Origin of the sequence: Mesotoga sp. B105.6.4 (assembly GCF_002896535.1) — a bacterium.
In the GTDB taxonomy this organism is placed as follows: domain Bacteria; phylum Thermotogota; class Thermotogae; order Petrotogales; family Kosmotogaceae; genus Mesotoga.
In genome coordinates this window covers 1-15,626 of record NZ_JWIM01000043.1, presented here as the reverse complement: position 1 = coordinate 15,626, position 15,626 = coordinate 1, and the positions used below count along the sequence as shown (strand labels likewise).

General features: G+C 46.7%; 22 protein-coding genes and 1 pseudogene. 9 read left to right on the top strand and 14 right to left on the bottom strand.

Features of this window, described 5'->3' with window-relative positions; genetic code table 11:
• Window positions 1–52: 52 nt before the first annotated feature.
• Window positions 53–706 carry a YggS family pyridoxal phosphate-dependent enzyme gene (locus RJ60_RS09245; protein WP_103134539.1) on the bottom strand — a complete coding sequence of 218 codons (654 nt, stop codon included), beginning with the start codon at window positions 704–706 and terminating at the stop codon, window positions 53–55.
• Between the two features lie 115 nt (window positions 707–821).
• On the opposite strand from RJ60_RS09245, the gene RJ60_RS16195 reads away from it, so the two are divergent.
• From RJ60_RS16195 to RJ60_RS15560, 6 genes are all read left to right on the top strand, one after another.
• The gene (locus RJ60_RS16195; RefSeq protein WP_258006252.1) at window positions 822–1,094 is read left to right on the top strand and encodes a hypothetical protein; all 273 of its coding nucleotides are present in this window, start codon (window positions 822–824) and stop codon (window positions 1,092–1,094) included.
• Between the two features lie 107 nt (window positions 1,095–1,201).
• On the top strand, window positions 1,202–1,429 hold the full coding sequence (locus RJ60_RS16190; RefSeq protein WP_258006251.1) for a hypothetical protein: 228 nt from the start codon (window positions 1,202–1,204) through the stop codon (window positions 1,427–1,429).
• Window positions 1,426–1,617, top strand: coding sequence for a hypothetical protein (locus RJ60_RS16185; RefSeq protein WP_258006250.1), 192 nt, complete (start codon window positions 1,426–1,428; stop codon window positions 1,615–1,617). Before RJ60_RS16190 ends, RJ60_RS16185 begins: the two co-directional genes overlap by 4 nt.
• A gap of 71 nt (window positions 1,618–1,688) precedes the next feature.
• Entirely contained in the window at window positions 1,689–2,309 is a 621-nt protein-coding gene (locus tag RJ60_RS09235) for a hypothetical protein (RefSeq protein WP_103134538.1), read from the top strand.
• 11 nt (window positions 2,310–2,320) lie between these two features.
• Window positions 2,321–2,449 carry a hypothetical protein gene (locus RJ60_RS16180; protein WP_258006249.1) on the top strand — a complete coding sequence of 43 codons (129 nt, stop codon included), beginning with the start codon at window positions 2,321–2,323 and terminating at the stop codon, window positions 2,447–2,449.
• Between the two features lie 188 nt (window positions 2,450–2,637).
• Window positions 2,638–3,057, top strand: coding sequence for a hypothetical protein (locus RJ60_RS15560; RefSeq protein WP_180979930.1), 420 nt, complete (start codon window positions 2,638–2,640; stop codon window positions 3,055–3,057).
• 132 nt (window positions 3,058–3,189) lie between these two features.
• Here the strand turns inward: RJ60_RS15560 and RJ60_RS09225 are convergent, their stop codons facing one another.
• The 13 genes and pseudogenes from RJ60_RS09225 to RJ60_RS09165 form a co-directional block, all read right to left on the bottom strand.
• Window positions 3,190–3,954 (bottom strand): prephenate dehydrogenase, encoded by a 765-nt coding sequence (locus RJ60_RS09225; protein ID WP_103134537.1) that lies wholly within the window; start codon window positions 3,952–3,954, stop codon window positions 3,190–3,192.
• The gene (gene aroH, locus RJ60_RS09220; RefSeq protein ID WP_103134536.1) at window positions 3,951–4,310 is read right to left on the bottom strand and encodes a chorismate mutase; all 360 of its coding nucleotides are present in this window, start codon (window positions 4,308–4,310) and stop codon (window positions 3,951–3,953) included. The genes RJ60_RS09225 and aroH overlap by 4 nt, the downstream gene beginning before the upstream one ends.
• On the bottom strand, window positions 4,307–4,759 hold the full coding sequence (aroQ, locus tag RJ60_RS09215) for a type II 3-dehydroquinate dehydratase (protein ID WP_103134535.1): 453 nt from the start codon (window positions 4,757–4,759) through the stop codon (window positions 4,307–4,309). Before aroQ ends, aroH begins: the two co-directional genes overlap by 4 nt.
• Window positions 4,756–6,243, bottom strand: a complete 1,488-nt coding sequence (gene aroB / locus RJ60_RS09210; RefSeq protein WP_103134534.1) for a bifunctional shikimate kinase AroK/3-dehydroquinate synthase AroB — start codon at window positions 6,241–6,243, stop codon at window positions 4,756–4,758. Before aroB ends, aroQ begins: the two co-directional genes overlap by 4 nt.
• A complete protein-coding gene (gene aroC, locus RJ60_RS09205) occupies window positions 6,191–7,318 on the bottom strand; it encodes a chorismate synthase (RefSeq protein WP_103134533.1) in 1,128 nt (375 codons plus the stop codon). The genes aroB and aroC overlap by 53 nt, the downstream gene beginning before the upstream one ends.
• On the bottom strand, window positions 7,315–8,097 hold the full coding sequence (locus RJ60_RS09200) for a shikimate dehydrogenase (protein ID WP_103134532.1): 783 nt from the start codon (window positions 8,095–8,097) through the stop codon (window positions 7,315–7,317). The genes aroC and RJ60_RS09200 overlap by 4 nt, the downstream gene beginning before the upstream one ends.
• Window positions 8,094–9,356 carry a 3-phosphoshikimate 1-carboxyvinyltransferase gene (gene aroA / locus RJ60_RS09195; protein WP_103134531.1) on the bottom strand — a complete coding sequence of 421 codons (1,263 nt, stop codon included), beginning with the start codon at window positions 9,354–9,356 and terminating at the stop codon, window positions 8,094–8,096. The genes RJ60_RS09200 and aroA overlap by 4 nt, the downstream gene beginning before the upstream one ends.
• 17 nt (window positions 9,357–9,373) lie before the next feature.
• Window positions 9,374–10,390, bottom strand: coding sequence for a 3-deoxy-7-phosphoheptulonate synthase (gene aroF, locus RJ60_RS09190; protein WP_103134530.1), 1,017 nt, complete (start codon window positions 10,388–10,390; stop codon window positions 9,374–9,376).
• 354 nt (window positions 10,391–10,744) lie between these two features.
• On the bottom strand, window positions 10,745–11,461 hold the full coding sequence (locus RJ60_RS09185; protein WP_103134529.1) for an N-acetyltransferase: 717 nt from the start codon (window positions 11,459–11,461) through the stop codon (window positions 10,745–10,747).
• A gap of 86 nt (window positions 11,462–11,547) precedes the next feature.
• Entirely contained in the window at window positions 11,548–11,895 is a 348-nt protein-coding gene (locus RJ60_RS09180; RefSeq protein ID WP_243392279.1) for a DUF4345 family protein, read from the bottom strand.
• A gap of 124 nt (window positions 11,896–12,019) precedes the next feature.
• Window positions 12,020–12,412: pseudogene (locus tag RJ60_RS09175) on the bottom strand (TMEM175 family protein); the annotation flags it as partial.
• Window positions 12,413–12,417: 5 nt separating this feature from the next.
• Window positions 12,418–12,531 (bottom strand): TMEM175 family protein, encoded by a 114-nt coding sequence (locus RJ60_RS16540; protein ID WP_180977934.1) that lies wholly within the window; start codon window positions 12,529–12,531, stop codon window positions 12,418–12,420.
• Between the two features lie 45 nt (window positions 12,532–12,576).
• Complete coding sequence (locus tag RJ60_RS09165) at window positions 12,577–13,203, bottom strand: NAD(P)-dependent oxidoreductase (RefSeq protein ID WP_103134528.1); 627 nt, start codon at window positions 13,201–13,203, stop codon at window positions 12,577–12,579.
• Window positions 13,204–13,482: 279 nt separating this feature from the next.
• Between RJ60_RS09165 and RJ60_RS09160 the strand changes: the two genes are divergently transcribed.
• From RJ60_RS09160 to gpmA, 3 genes are all read left to right on the top strand, one after another.
• Window positions 13,483–13,872 (top strand): hypothetical protein, encoded by a 390-nt coding sequence (locus tag RJ60_RS09160; protein ID WP_102818992.1) that lies wholly within the window; start codon window positions 13,483–13,485, stop codon window positions 13,870–13,872.
• Window positions 13,873–13,907: 35 nt separating this feature from the next.
• A complete protein-coding gene (locus tag RJ60_RS09155) occupies window positions 13,908–14,729 on the top strand; it encodes an aminoglycoside N(3)-acetyltransferase (protein ID WP_102818991.1) in 822 nt (273 codons plus the stop codon).
• A gap of 88 nt (window positions 14,730–14,817) precedes the next feature.
• Window positions 14,818–15,564, top strand: a complete 747-nt coding sequence (gpmA, locus tag RJ60_RS09150) for a 2,3-diphosphoglycerate-dependent phosphoglycerate mutase (protein ID WP_099829553.1) — start codon at window positions 14,818–14,820, stop codon at window positions 15,562–15,564.
• The last annotated feature ends 62 nt before the right edge of the window (window positions 15,565–15,626 follow it).

The window sequence follows — 15,626 nt, the reverse complement described above, 5'->3', positions numbered from 1 at the left end:
GATATTGCCCTGTTGACTCCCTATTGCAGCGGGAATCAACTCGAGGGGATGATTATTGTCGCTCTCCGAAGATGATCGTTCCCAGTCTAACCATATTCGAGCCCTCTTCGATCGCGACCCTGTAGGAATTGGACATTCCCATTGATAGTTTCTTCATCTCGACTCCCTCGATCTTCTCTTTCGAGATCTCTTCGAAAAGTCTTCTCGTAAGCCTCAAACTAGGTCTTATCTCTTCGGGATCTTCTGTGAAAGGGCCCATTGTCATAAGACCGACAACCGAAACATTCTTGAGAGGTGAGATCTCGATTATCAGTTGTAGAACATTTTCCGGCAAGACTCCTGCCTTGTTCTCCTCTCTGCCGCTGTTAACCTCGATCATTACCGGCATTCTCTTACCCAGGTATGAACATCTTTTGTCTATCTCCTCTGCTAAATTGAAAGAATCTACGGTCTGAATTAGGTCGAATATTTCTACTGCCCTTTTCACTTTGTTTCTCTGTAAGTGCCCAATGCAATGCCATTTAGCTTTGTTGCCTATGGCATCAAACTTTCCCTCAGCCTCCTGAACGTAGTTTTCACCGACATCCCTTAAACCGCTCTCCAGAAGCTCCAGTATCTCTGAAGCAGTCCTCGTTTTCGATGCAGCTACGATGGTCACATTATCAGGTATTTCACTTCTCAGTCTTTTCACGTTCTCAACAATCATCTTCAGACCTCCCTTTTAGTAAATTATATTGCATCGAATCCCAGTGTTTGAGCTAAGACGAAAATCGTGATATTATTCAAATTGCCGGGGTGAATACTCAGTAGGAGATGATGTTATGAGTAAGGGCATCGCCTGGTTATTGGTTGTATTGATTTCGGCGGCTGCAATCGTTAATCTCGCAACAACCGTTATTAAGTCAGACAAACTTTTGGATGAGATTTCGACTGTCCGCACCGACCTTTTTACACTCAGATCGAGAGTTGCATCTCTTGATTCCGTTGTTAGCGATATTCGAAACCAAATCGAGAAATCTGACGACATTATCAAGTCGGTGCACTTCACCAGACCTACAACTTCTCTTGAAAAAGTTGTACTTAAGCCTCTGTAACTCTTTCTGAATTCACAGAAGGAAGTAAACTATTTCTGAATGAAATCCATGAAGATGCAGAGGTACGTTCTTATGGACTCAAATCGGAGAACGGTGTCTTCACTGCCTTGATCGAGCTATTGCCTGAAGAGAACTATTACGGTCAGGTTAGAGTAAGAGATGGCGACAAAGAGACATTGAACAAAGAATTTGCCATTTCTCACGATCTGTACAACATTCAGCACTATCAACTGCTTGGACACTCATGGCTTCTTGAAACAGACAAGATCCACTACTCAATTGATCTGTACACACAGTATTCTAGAGATGAAGAGCTTAGAATTTCTGAGCGGTGATAAAGGTTGTTGGAGGAGAGGATTCGAGAGAGACTCTCTTCCTACCATTAGACAATAATTCGCAGGAATTAGCAAAAACAGTCTACTATGAGGCCGATAGAGACGCATCGCTCACTTTTGTAGCAGAAATAGCCTATAGATTTGGAGAGTCAAAGACTGAAGCAGTGAAGATGAATTACCATTTCTGACAACTAGAGTCAGGACTTTTGTTTGATTATCCTTCATACTCCGATACAATCTCTAATAGTAGGTGAGTAGATTGCAAAGACGAGATTGGCTTGAACAACATAGAGCTAGAGTGCTAGAGCAACCTTCTATTGACATTGAGATAGACAAAGGAAAACTGCAGGATTTCGTATTACGGATGGTAGGGTTTCTCGAAGAGTCGAACATAGTCGCAGACTTCGGCTGCCGCTCTGCAGATTTTTGGCCTCTCCTAAGAGATATGAAACTTAGAGTCGTGGGGGTTTCCTGTAACCAAGCGGTCACGCAGTCAATGGGAATCCGGGTTATGAATGTCAGCCTTTCCGATTTCAACTTCCTAGGTATCTTTGATGGATTCATCGCTTCTGGGATGCTTCAAAGACTCCATCCCGAGTTATGGTCAAAGACCCTTCTAAGAATCGCCAGGTCAGTTAAGACCAGCGGTGTGGGTCTAATCGTAACGGGAATCAGTGAAGAAGAAGAGGCCAAGAAGCGGCACGACATTCTTAAGAAAAGCGGACTCCCTGTAGTTGTCGGCGAGTTTCTAGATGAAGAAGGAAGATACAATTTCAAGCCCCTGAAGAGCTGGTACGATCAATGGTTAAGAAACGCCGGCTTCTACATACTCAAGGATGAGACAATGGGAAACACTGTCTACACGCTGGTGAAGAAATAGCGAGGTTGTCAATGACCGACAGAGCACTTAGAGTCTATTACTTCGGTAACCAGTGCCCCTGGAACGCATCAGCACTGCAGCAAGCTAGAAAGACCGCGGCGGTTTTAGATCTTGACCTCATCGAATGCAATCTAATGTAGGAAAGTGTCGATATCCGTATTTTCTTTCCTTTCTCGGTTATTCACGGAGATCTGGAGATTGTGGGGCCGGTCTCGTCCAGTTTCAAAGTTGACGTACTGACGGGTCGGAAAATCGTGGCTCCGTTCGAGCAAGCGAAACGAACCCCCCCGGAAACAGCGATGGTATAGAACACCTTTCGAAAGAGTCTTTGAAGCATGCATGTCTTGTGTGCACCAATGGAACCGGCGACGGTACAGAGAGCAAAATCGACTGGTACGAGCGTTCCAGGAGAAATGGAGTCGTCTTCGGCTTCGTTTCCTTTGCTGAAGGAAAACCAGTCGCACTGGTTGAAGTTATTCCCTTGCTCAATTCCCCTTACCCAATCTCAAAGGACCAGTCCACAACCTTCATTACCTGCGTCTACAGTTCTCCTGACTCCCGATACGACTATCGCGGGGAATTGATCGAGTCTGTCCTGGAGGAGTGCAGAAAGCTCGGGTTCAGTCGCGTAGAGGTATTATCCGGTGAAGTAAGTCCATTCCCGAACGGGCCGACAAGCTTCTTTGTAGAAAACGGATTCAGGAATCTAGGCACGGTAGCTCATCTGTTGTTATGCTCTCCGGAATAGACAACATTGTGCTTTTGGCGAGAGATTTGTGACTTTATGCCTTCAGAGGGATCTCCTCCAAGCCCTTCGATATAGACTTGGTTAATTCAAGCGGATAGGCAGAGTCGAGTACTCTTTTCAACACATGATAAGTCACTCAGAAATCAGTTCTTCAAGTTCGTTCAGATCTTCATTTTCGATCGCGACCCTGATCTTGCGCAGATAGATTTCCGCTTCCTCAAGCGAGGAAGCGATATTCTTTCCGTTGAATCTAGCCATGTCGATGACCATATCCCTGTTCTGTCTTCCCAGTCTGGAAGTTGAAGCGTAGCCCGGTCCGGTGTACTTCTCGAAATCACTGCCGAGATTAAGTAACGTTCTGGAGAGAAAGTAGGCTGCCTGGCTCACCCTGCTTACGATTAAATCGTGTCTCTCCGGCGAGAGGTGTTCCGGAGACGAACGCAGATCACCTATAATCTCTAAAACACGTTTCAGATCCTCTGCGGAAGCAAACTCCCCGGGAGAAAGCAGAAAGACGCGGCCGTCGAACATCGACTCGTCCCAACCGGCCGGACCCTTGTGTTCGTTACCAGCCATCGGATGACCGCTAATGAACCTGATTTTTCTCTTTCTGGCGATCAACTGGAAGGGCTGCATAACGCTAGCAACATCTAATACGGTCTCTTCGAAAGCAACCGATTGTAGCAGTTGAGCTTCTGAACTCATGGGAACAGCCAAGATTGTTAGATCCGCACTCTCACAGATTTTGAGGGATATCGAAATGTCTCGATGTTTTCTTTTCAGAGCCTCGGTTGTGCCTATACTTTCATCAAAAACCGAAACTTCGTGGCCGCACTTCGAGAGCCTTATCGCGATCGAACCCCCAATCGAACCGGCGCCGATAATCTGTATTTTCATGTGTTTGAGTCACCAATCTCCACCTGATCTGGGCGCAAGTTTTTCGCACGTCGCAAATAAACGAAATTTTTAGTCTTTGACTCGCAGTGAATCAGCACCCTGATTATCCCACCACCCGAGTTCTCAAAAGAGGCTTCATAGAGGCACAGCAACGCGACATCACTCTGGTTAAATGCCTTCCTGAAGGCAGTCGCCGGATTGTACGAAGTTATATCGCTTGTAACGGTAAATATCACGGAGTGCAGTTCACCGATCTCGTTCCTTCTGAAAATCTCCTCCATTAGTTCTATAACACAACTTCCGATCTCTTCGGGATTATCTGACTCTATAGATGTTGCACCCCTAATAGCCTTCATTCAACCGCCTCCCGATCCGCCGACGAGTGTAGATTTGAAACCGCATATTCTATGGCCAGCAGGTATCCCTGCAGTCCAAGTCCCGCAATTGTGCCTTTGCATACGGGGGAAATCACTGAGCGGCTTCTGAACTCTTCTCTAGCGAAGATGTTTGAAATATGCACTTCGATCTTTAGACCCTTGAAAAGCTCAAGAGCATCTCTAAGCGAGTAGCTGTAATGAGTTAGAGCACCTGCATTTATTATGACTGCATCATAGTCTATACGCTGGATTCTATCGACTAGATCTCCTTCGTGGTTAGACTGGAAGAGATCGGCCACCGCCCCTTTCTCTAGGCACTTCCTTTCTATTGCCTCGCGCAGTTCGTCGTAGGTGAAACCGCCATAGATACTCTTCTCCCTCGAGCCGAGCATATTAAGATTGGGTCCATTTAATACGAGTATCTTCATACGACCACCGCCAGCAAATCATCAAGTCTTACTTTCAAGAACTCGAACTCCCCGGGTCTCTTGACCACAGGAATCTCTATCTCCGCACTCTCAGAGTCAACTGCTTTCTTGTCGTTTCTAAGCAGCCTAAGAGCCTCCTCGACAGGCAGTTGCGGAAAATCGAGGCCAACGATCTCTGAAAGCGTATCCGAGACATCTCTGTACAACTGTTCATCTATAACACCCAGACCCACGAAATAATGCATCTCCCGTTCCAGCCCCCAGGCCACGGCCATACCGTGTGAGACTCCCGATAATGGTTCGTAGAGATGTCCTAGCGTGTGACCAAGATTCAGGACCTTCCTTAGTCCTGTTTCACGAATGTCCATCGAGACTATCCTATCCTTTTGCTTCACCGCTTCTTCCAGCACCTCACTCAGTGTGGCAAGATTTCTTTCCTTCAATTTACCGCACAACTTCTTGAACTTCTCATAGTACTGACCGGTTATAAGGAATATCTTGAAGGCCTCAACGAGGCCCTCTTCGAACCGTCCCTCGTCCATCGAAAGCGTTACAACCGGATCGATTATTGTCTCAGAAGGCATGTAGAAGTTACCAACAACGTTCTTGCACCCTTTGAAGTTCAGACCATTCTTCCCGCCAATAGAAGCATCTACTTGTGCAAGCAGAGTCGTCGGATACTGAATTAAGGGGATACCGCGTTTGAATGTGGAGGAAGCGAATCCCACTAGATCCGTCACCGTTCCTCCCCCCGCGCCAACCAAGACATCACTTCTCGAAAGCCCTCGATCCATGAGGTACTCATAGACTTGAAATAGAGTGTGAAATCCCTTTGCTTCTTCACCGTCGTCAATGGATAGAGCCGAAGAAGGGATCCACTCGGAAAAGATCCTTTTAACTCTTCTTGACACCACCGCGTTCGGCATTCTACCTATTGACTTGAATCCTCCAGGTGATATGGACACTGGATGTGAGCTGCTATTGAGCACTTTGCTTTCTCCGGAAGCTATCTTCATGGATATCGCGGCAACGGTTTCCCACTGGGACTGGCTGGAAGTTTCAACAGACGGAAACTGCTCGTATAGCTCCCTTCGCTCTTCCCAAATCCTGAAGATACTCTCCTTACCTTCCTTGAGCAGCGGTCGTCCCTTGACAGTAACTCTCCTGTAAAGATCGGCCGGAGGAAGCCTAAGATAGACGGCATTCTCTCCCTTCAAAATCTGGCGGTTTTCCTTGTCCAGTATGATACCTCCTCCAGTCGATACCACAATCTCGTCCCTGTGGACTAGTTTCTTCAGAAGGTCCTTTTCCAGTCTTCTGAATTCTTCCTCGCCTTCTTTCTCGAAAATCTCACTTATGCTAGTTCCTTTAGCTTTCTCTATCTCTAAATCCATATCTATGAATTCCTTGTCTAGAACTGTAGATAGAATTCTACCTATAGTGCTTTTCCCCGAGCCCATCATTCCAATAAGGAAGACTCTCATCCGTCACCCTCCTTTTTATCGAGCGAAAATCCCCGTTTCCAAACCTCTCAAGAATCGCTTCAAGCAACAAGAGCGCAAGCATCGACTCGCCTACTACCGAAGCCGCTGGAACTGCCGTCGTATCGGCGCGCACATAAGGAGCTGCCGTTTCATTCATTTTGCTCAGGTCAACAGAAGAGATTCCCTTTCTCAACGAAGGAATCGGCTTTACGCTTGCCTCAACAACAATCTGCTCGCCATTCGATATTCCACCCTCAATACCACCGGCATTGTTTGACTTTCTCACGATCATGCCGTTCTCAACGAACAGTTTGTCGTGATACGCACTACCCCTAAGTCGCACGTCCGGATTTCCAATGAAGACTCCTTTGACAGAAGGAATCGCCATAAAGTACTCGCCGATCCTCGAATCAAGCCTTTCAAAGAGAGTCCCGTATCCTCCGGTTCCCGTCGGAACTCCATCGGCGATAACCACAAATCTCCCGCCGAGTGTATCTCCCGCTTTGATTGAATCCTCTATCTCTTCGACCATTTTTTGAGAAGCTTCCTTGTCGTGGCAGAATACCGGAGACGCATCTCTTCTTGAAATCCAGCCGCTCTCTGAGGGCAGTCCGCAACTTACATTCCCGATAGCTATTACTGAACCGCACAAAGTGATGCCCAATTCATGAAGAATCTGCGATGCAACCGATCCAACAGCCGTTGCAGCTGCTGTCCATCTCGCACTGCTTCTCTCTGCATAAACCGCGAGATCATTCAGTTTGTATCTTGTCCAGGCAGCATAATCTGAATGGCCGGGTCTCGGGATACTTCTCACACTCTTCTCTGCACTGGAAACCTTATTAGGGATCTCAATTAAGAGCGGGGCTCCAGTCGTAACTCCCCTCCACAGACCAGACCTGACTACTGCTTTATCCTGCTCGCGTTCCATCCTTTCCCCCCGACCGTAGCCCGTCTGTCTGCGTAGGAGCTGCTGGTTTATATTATCGATCGAAAGAGAAACACCTGAGGGCAGTTCTTCAATGAGTCCAAAAACCCCGCTACCATGAGAGTCTCCGACAACTGTGAACTTCACTTCATCACTTCCCAAAACGTTTTTTCGAAGCTTTCGCCTGAAGGCACTCCCCAAATTCTGAGGTTCTCCATTGCCTGATGAAGTAACATGTGCCTTCCGTCAAGAACAGTTTTCACTTCACAGCGGCGAGAAGACTCGGTCAAGGGCGTCTTCCAGTAGATGAGATCATATACGAGGCTCTTGCCGGAAAGCTCTTGAGCAGTGATCCCCGTATCCTCTCCATTCATTCCCAGAGAAGAGGCGTTTACTATGCTCTTGCTCTTTGCTGCAACTTCTCTTATGGCTTCCAAGGGAAAGACGTTGACTTCCAGATTCCCGGATACTTTGAACTCTTCTTTGATTTTCTCTGCCCTTGAAAGTGTTCTATTGACTATTTGTATGTTCTTCACGCCTACCCTTTTCAAATAGAAAATCACGGCTCTCGCCGCTCCCCCGGCTCCGATAATCATTACCGGCTCCTCTATCGGTCTCCTCTGCAGAGGCTTTCCAAAACCAATCCAGTCGGTGTTGTACCCCCTTCCTTGGAAGATGCAGTTCACTGCAAGGAGCGGAGGTTCTACTTGACAGACAATGTGCGGAACAATTCTCTCTTTGAAGGGAATCGTAACGTTGAACCCATCGAAGTGCTGAATGATCGAGACTATCTTCGTGGAAAACTCATTGGGGTCGATGTCAACTGCTTCGTAGGTTGCATCGATGTTCATGGCCTCGAAAAAACGGCCGTATATGCTTGGCGACATGCTGTGCGAAATTGGATGTCCTATTATGCATAACCTCATCGACAGACCTCCTCGAGCGTCTCAAAGAACCCGGGAAAGGACACACCAACCGCTTCTGTGTTGGTAATCTCTACTCCTTTCTCGCTCAGCAAACCCGCTATTGAAAAAAGCATCGCGATTCTGTGATCCCCATAGGAATCAACCTTGCCTCCCATTATTCTTTGAGGGCCTTCAATGCTAAAACCATCTTCATATTCATGTATCTCTACGCCAATTCTTCTGAAGTTTTGAACGGTAACGGATATCCTGTCCGACTCTTTCTTTCTCAACTCCCCGGCCCCTCTGACAGTCGTTGTGCCCTCTGCAAAAGCTCCTGCAAGCGCTATCAGCGGAAGCTCATCTATCATTGAAGGAATCAAAGCGCTTCCAACTTTCACACCTCTGAGTCGGGAAGGCCTGGCCACGATTGTGCCCACTGGTTCTGGAGAGCTCTCTTCAACCTCCAGCTCGATGTCTGCACCCATACTTATGAGAAGTCTTAGGAATCCAGTCCTCCCTCCATTCAATCCGACATTTCGAATCGTCAGCTTGCCGTTTTCATGAAGAACCGCCAGAGCTATCAGAAAGGCGGCCGAAGAGATGTCCCCGGGTATGGAAAATCGAATCGGTAGAAGCTCGCTCCTTTCCACTTCAACCCTCTTCTCATTCACACTTATTCTGGCGCCCATGGATTGAAGCAACCTCTCTGTGTGATCTCTGCTGCAGTGAGGCTCCGTAACAGTTGTGACTCCTTCTGCTTGAATGCCTGCCAGCAAGATCGCGCTCTTTACCTGAGCACTTGCCACTGAAAGAGAATGATCGCACCCATTCAGTTCTCCGCCGGCTATGCACATTGGAAGAAGCGAATCTTCTTGCCTCGCCGATATCCTTGCCCCCATCTCTTTCAGCGGGGCGATAACTCTCCTCATGGGTCTCGCCGATAGGGATTCATCGCCGAAAAGGATGTGAGTTCCTCTCTTGCCCGCAAGAACTCCGGCCATCAGTCTTGCAGTAGTTCCGGAATTCCCACAATAAAGCGGCTCAGACGACTCTTTCCACGATGCCTGAGATATTTCAAGTCTGTCGAAATCTCCGTTGAAACCTCCTCCAAGTTCGCTGATAATCCTGAAAGTCCTTAGAGTATCCTTGCTTTCAAGCAGGTTATGGACGACACTTACGCCACTGCACATCGAACACATCATTAGTGCCCTATGGGAGATTGATTTATCAGGAGGCACAGCTATTTCGCCGGCAACTTTCTTTGAAGGCAGCAATCTCATTTTGTCCTCCCTGCCAATCATGTAAGCAGGAGCTCAGCAGAATCGGCCAGTGCTCCAAGGCTATCCATTAGTTTCTCAAATTCGCCAAAACTTAGGCTTTGCTTGCTGTCGGAAAGAGCCATCTCCGGCCTGGGATGAATTTCAACTTCGATACCGTTAGCTCCGGCCGCCAGAGCAGCTCTTGAAAGTGGTATTATCAAGTCTCTCCTCCCTGCTGCGTGGCTTGGATCAACGATAATCGGAAGTGGAGATTGAAGTTTGATTAGCGGCACGGCAGAAATATCAAGCGTGTTCCTCGTGGCCGTCTCAAAGGTCCTGATTCCCCTTTCACAAAGTATTATCGACATGTTTCCCTTGGAGGCAATATACTCCGCAGAAAGAAGAAGTTCTTCAACCGTATTCATGAAGCCCTTCTTCAGAAGAATAGGCTTTCCCTTTTCGGCAACCTTCTGAATAAGCTGGAAGTTCTGTGAATTTCTTGCCCCAATTTGCAGTATGTCGCTCATTTCATAGACGGCCTCAAGTGTCCCTTCGCCAGTTACCTCGGTCACCGTCTTGAGGCCGTACCGATCCGAAGCTTCTCTCAAATATCTCAGACCTACTTCTCCAAGACCTTGAAAAGAGTATGGAGAGGTTCTTGGCTTGAAAGCCCCTCCTCTAATCACTTTCACTCCCATTTCAGAAAGGAAGGCGGCGATCTCTTCTATCATAGGCCTATCCTCGACCGCGCACGGACCGGCCATCACTACGAACTTCCCTCCTCCTATCGAGACATTGCCAATGTCTACAGAGATATCTTCGCTGTGAAACTCCCTGGAAACAAGCTTAAACGGCTTGAGAACTCGAACAACTTGTTCAACGCACTCAAGAGCCTCAAATCGTTCAACTGACATATAGCGGTCGTCACCGATAACACCGATCACTACTCTCTCCATCCCCATGGAAACATGACAGCTCAGATTCAGACTCTCTGAAAGAGACTCTACTTGCTTAATCTCCTCTTCACCAGTACCTCTCTTAAGAACGACTACCATTTCACCACCCCGCCTTCCTGTCTGAAAAAGAAAAGGGTCTCCGGATTGGAGACCCTTTCTTTTCTTTCATCCGGAGTAAATGCAAGAAGCACTTACCCGGAGTTATCACTCACAAGCAAATGCTTCTGTTGTTATAATAATAATATGCATTTATCCAGGAAAATCTGAAGTCTATCATCAATTCATCTCCCCGCTATTTATGAAAGGATTCTACACTTTTGTGGCTCACCATGTCAAATCAAAAGAGACAAAAATCGCCCGACAAACTGAATTGATTCTTACGCACTAGTTACAATCTCAGAGAGATACATTCTTGACTTGAAGAAACAGATGCATTTCTCTTCCGATAGGTGATCATCCAATATAGGTGTATTCTTGCTCGAGTATGTACTCTCTGAATCCCAGAGCACGAGAAACTTTCAGCGATCCGTAGTTCAATACGTCATGTCTGTACTGAATCAGTTTCTTATTCACGATTGCCCACTCGCTTGCCCTTGAACCGATTGCCTTTCCCAGGCCAAGCTCCCTGAAATCAGGCATAGTTATTATGCCAATATCTGCAATGCTATCCCATTCAATAATGCTTGAGACCGCCACGATCTCCTCTTCATAAAAGGCTCCAAAAACAACTACGTGGTCGAGCTCGACAAACCCTTCGGCGAGATCCTCCCTTGTACACTGGTTTCTGAACCGATAGAAAGCAGTCCTGTCGCCCTGATTTAGTCTTCTGACAACGAAATCCATTGGTGGGTCGTAAGGAACGTAATTCGAAGGGTTAAGGTACTTGATGGATGTCTTTTTCCAAAGAGAAAAAGACTCGTGAAGCAACTTCGCAAGAGCCAACTTCTCTCTATCCTCTTCTTCAAGAGCAGATTTTACAACTGTTTCGAGCTCGGGGTCATAAAGAATTACCGTTCGCTTTTCAAAACTCAGATGACTGAGCTCGCCCTTCCCTTTCTTGGCCTCATCTGCCATGAGAAACCGCTCTTTCGAGACAAATCTATCGACCGGGAGCTGAAGGCGTTTTGCCCATGCTTCCTCTATTGCCTTCTTAAGATCTTCCTCTCTCAATTCCCTTTCCTCCATTTCTTTCATGATCTTCTCAGGGGTAGAAGTACCTCGTATAAAAAAACCGACCTAAGTCGGTTTCTTTTCTTTCAAATAGGGAGTACCATAATTAGACCAAATGCTATTTCAACGAGAAGAGTAATCAGATTAGTGAACGTCAAAGACTTATCCACAAATATGGACATTATACGCGTTGCGGCGATAAACAGATAAACAATCCCCAGAAAAAGGAATGAAATCTGCGCACCCAAGAGAACTATCGGAGCAACCCCAAGCCCTATAAACGTGCCCCCCATGATAGCCTTCACTTCCGTTTTTCCTCTGGCATTACCGGCCGAAAACTCGGCCAGCTTGGCGTAGGATTCCGGTTTCAACACTATATATACACCGGTGACTGCCGTAAGAACAGCAACAACAAAACGAATGATAGTGAACAATATCTCGATCGCCCCCTAGATTATAGATATATTCTAGCAATCAAAACCATAATTAAGTATTACCTGAGTATAAAGAGCGCCCTGAGAAATATGATGAGAAACACAAGGTTGCTCCATATGGGTGTCAGAATGAAAATCGCGATTCCAAAAAGCGGGATGAATACGCTGAAACATAGATCTTTCTGTAGTAATGCATATCAAGGCTCTCCAGGACCTCATTGCGAATCAGACCGGTGTTTTTCATCAGATAATGCCATTGAACAAGTGCGATAATCTCAAGAATCGGGATTTTCAGATGAAACAGCAGCTCTGCAAACTCAAATTCACCATAATCCCCAAGAAGTGCGGTAGTGAAAGGTACTGTTGTAACGAAGAAGAGACTGAGTAAGTTCAACCAAAGATGCCGGTAATCAGTCTTCTTCAAAATATCTGTCCTTCCAACTGTGGAGATCCAGATCGATCCGATCACGAAAAAGGAGATGAAGTAACTCAGAAAGTCGTAGTTCTTGCTCAATACGTGCCTTACTGAGCGCCCTGATCTGCAATCTTATCCTTTACCGGGACCCCGAGAGAAAGCACGAGAACAGTCATTGCGATGGCAAACACACCATTCGTAAGTGCCTCCAGTCTATTCACACGTATTTTAGGATCGGGAACTTCACCTTTCGAGTTCTTTCGAGGTTAGTAGGCAATGCCAACTCTCTTCTGAGTGTATTCGGACGTGAACAATTGCTTGTAAGCAAACTCGGCAACGTCCTGAATCGAAATCTTCTCTCCGTTTTCTGGAAGGAAGTCGGCCGAAACTCTGTAACTCTGGTTGCCTTCTGAAAAGGACATAAATGGCGGGCACACAACGACCCAATCAAGCTCCGAAGCCTTGAGAATTTCGAACGCATCCATGAATTCTCTTGAAGATTTCTTGAGATATTGCGGATAGTTGGGGGAATCAAGCCTGAGTTCTCTCGGCGATAGCTGAAGAATACCCGAATTCGCGATCGTAACGAGCTTACTCACTTCGGTATCCCTGGCGGCATTCACTATGTTTCTCATAGCGACTGCCAGAGTATCGTTCACGCTTCCCGAATTATCCGGGCCTAAAGCGCTGACAATCGCATCTTGCCCTCTTATTGCATCTCTCACGCTCTGGCTATTGAAGACATCGCCCTGGAAAATCCTGAGGTTTTCCTTTCTAACAGTCAATTTCGAGACGTTGCCAACAAATATTGTGACTATGTGATTATCGTTCAAGGCCCTATCAAGTATGACCCTCCCTACTCTTCCGGTGCCACCAAAGATAATTATCTTCAAGGCGGTTTACCCCCTTTCACCGTTCTATATCACAATAATATAGTCTCTCACGCCTAAATCCAAATCAAGATAGTGATTTCATACTAGATCACATGAAACCAGACTCCATATCGACAAGTTGTCGGATGAATGTCCCATCTCAATTATACATCTACCTGAATCGGCCTCGTTTTCTGCATTACTGTCTTGTTCGAACTATTCTATTACTGGCTTAAGATCGACGCCAGCACTGGATTCGGTTATAATCTACTTACAAAAACTCTTACGGAGGTATTTACTTTGAGACTTGTTGTCGCGGGACGCTATCTGACATTTGCCGGGATACTCGGGCTAGTCGTTCTCACACTGTTCCTTGCAGGATCCTCCGGCTTCGAGAGCACAACCCTGTATGCCAGAGACTCGGGTGAAAGCTTTGCCAAGTTCATTATTCAACCTGGCCAGCAACTGAGAGTGAGACTGAACATAAAAGTGTTGAAGAACAATAACGTGTATCTCTTGCTGGAAAAAGGCGAAGAGGAAATCCAGCGGTTTGCAGAAGACTGGCAAAAGACAAGAAATGAAATGACCTTCGAAGAAGAAGGGGAGTACTCTCTCAAAGTTGTCTTCGAAGATCCCTCTGCAGACAGACGTCTTGCTGAAGTAGAAGTCTACTGGTTAATCGCCGAATGATTCTTCTGTCAAGTAGGATCACCGAGGAGTCAAACATGAGTGAAGCTGATGCAATTGCTCTTAGCAAGAACGGGCCTCTAACTACGAAGAGGATGATTTCTGATCTCAAGCATCTCGGAGTAAGGAAAGGAATGGTACTGCTAGTTCACTCTTCACTAAGCAGTCTAGGCTGGGTGTGCGGAGGAGCCATTACAGTGATTAGGGCGCTTGAAGCAGTACTTGATGAGGAAGGAACACTAGTAATGCCTGCTCATTCGGGAGATCTCAGCGAGCCCTCAAACTGGTCGAATCCTCCTGTTCCGGCGACCTGGTTTGACACGATCAGAAGAACAATGCCTCCCTTCAACAGAGCGGAGACTCCGACAAGAGGGATGGGAGTCATTTCAGAGACTTTCAGAAAGATGAAAGGTGTTGTGAGAAGCGACCATCCTCAGGTCTCATTTGCCGCCAGGGGAAAGAAGGTCTCTTACATTGTAGATAGCCACGAACTGGAGTTCGGCATGGGTGAAGGATCGCCCCTTGCCAGACTATACGACCTGAATGCTCACATACTGCTTTTGGGTGTCGGTCATTCGAACAACAGTTCATTGCATCTGGCAGAATACCGGGCCGACTTTCCCTCCAGAAAGAAGTGCAAAGATGGAGCCCCGATTATGGAAAACGGAAGGAGAGTCTGGAAAGAGTTCAACGATTTCGACCTTGATTCAGACGACTTTTATATCATAGGAAGCGACTTCGAGAGAGATTTCCCCTCAAAGGTAAACAAGGGAATGATCGGGTACGCCGAATCAACTCTTCTCCCTCAAGTAGAACTGGTTGATTTCGCGGTTGAATGGATGACAAAGAACAGAAAGTAAGACTACAGACTATTTCGAAAGAAAGACCGATCTGCCCCAATTTGAGGAATAGTTTATAATGTAGAAGATATGTGGAAGGAGGAGTAATATGACCAAACTCGTACTTGTAAGACACGGAGAAAGCACCTGGAACAAAGAGAACCGCTTCACTGGCTGGACCGATGTTGACCTTTCCGAAAAGGGCCGTGAGGAAGCGAAGAAAGCTGGCGAGATATTGAAAGCCGAAGGATACGACTTCGATCTAGCATACACTTCCGTTCTTAAGAGAGCGATAAGAACGTTATGGTACATAATGGATGAGATGGATCTCATGTGGATTCCGGTGATTAGGGACTGGAGACTTAACGAGAGGCACTACGGCGCCCTTCAGGGTTTGAACAAAGCCGAAACCGCAGCCAAGCATGGCGAAGAACAGGTGAAGATCTGGAGGAGAAGCTACGACATCAGGCCGCCTGCACTTGAAGAGAGCGATGAAAGATTCCCGGGACATGACCCCAAGTACAAGACTCTCTCGGATGACGAGCTCCCCAGAACGGAGTGCCTCAAAGACACGGTGGCGCGATTCCTGCCACTATGGAAGAATGAGATATCCTCGGAGATAAAGTCTGGAAAGAAAGTGCTGATTGTAGCCCACGGAAACAGCCTTCGGGCATTGGTCAAATATCTGGACAATATTCCCGACGACGAGATCGTAGGATTGAACATTCCGACTGGAATACCTCTAGTTTACGAACTTAATGACGATCTAAAACCAATAAAGCATTATTATCTGGGTGATCCGGAAGAAATCGCAAAGGCACAGCAGGCAGTTGCGAATCAGGGGAAAGCAAAGTAACATCACTCAACATAAAAAGAAGCTACCCTCTGGGTAGCTTCTTCTCTTGAGTTTATCACTTA

Excerpts from the sequence above, each read along its gene's own strand:
- RJ60_RS09245 (WP_103134539.1), bottom strand. The coding sequence starts at position 706 with ATGATTGTTGAGAACGTGAAAAGACTGAGAAGTGAAATACCTGATAAT.
- RJ60_RS16195 (WP_258006252.1), top strand. The coding sequence starts at position 822 with ATGAGTAAGGGCATCGCCTGGTTATTGGTTGTATTGATTTCGGCGGCT.
- RJ60_RS16180 (WP_258006249.1), top strand. The coding sequence starts at position 2,321 with ATGACCGACAGAGCACTTAGAGTCTATTACTTCGGTAACCAGTGCCCC.
- RJ60_RS09225 (WP_103134537.1), bottom strand. The coding sequence starts at position 3,954 with ATGAAAATACAGATTATCGGCGCCGGTTCGATTGGGGGTTCGATCGCG.
- aroH (WP_103134536.1), bottom strand. The coding sequence starts at position 4,310 with ATGAAGGCTATTAGGGGTGCAACATCTATAGAGTCAGATAATCCCGAA.
- aroQ (WP_103134535.1), bottom strand. The coding sequence starts at position 4,759 with ATGAAGATACTCGTATTAAATGGACCCAATCTTAATATGCTCGGCTCG.
- aroB (WP_103134534.1), bottom strand. The coding sequence starts at position 6,243 with ATGAGAGTCTTCCTTATTGGAATGATGGGCTCGGGGAAAAGCACTATA.
- RJ60_RS09200 (WP_103134532.1), bottom strand. The coding sequence starts at position 8,097 with ATGAGGTTATGCATAATAGGACATCCAATTTCGCACAGCATGTCGCCA.
- aroA (WP_103134531.1), bottom strand. The coding sequence starts at position 9,356 with ATGAGATTGCTGCCTTCAAAGAAAGTTGCCGGCGAAATAGCTGTGCCT.
- aroF (WP_103134530.1), bottom strand. The coding sequence starts at position 10,390 with ATGGTAGTCGTTCTTAAGAGAGGTACTGGTGAAGAGGAGATTAAGCAA.
- RJ60_RS09155 (WP_102818991.1), top strand. The coding sequence starts at position 13,908 with ATGAGTGAAGCTGATGCAATTGCTCTTAGCAAGAACGGGCCTCTAACT.
- gpmA (WP_099829553.1), top strand. The coding sequence starts at position 14,818 with ATGACCAAACTCGTACTTGTAAGACACGGAGAAAGCACCTGGAACAAA.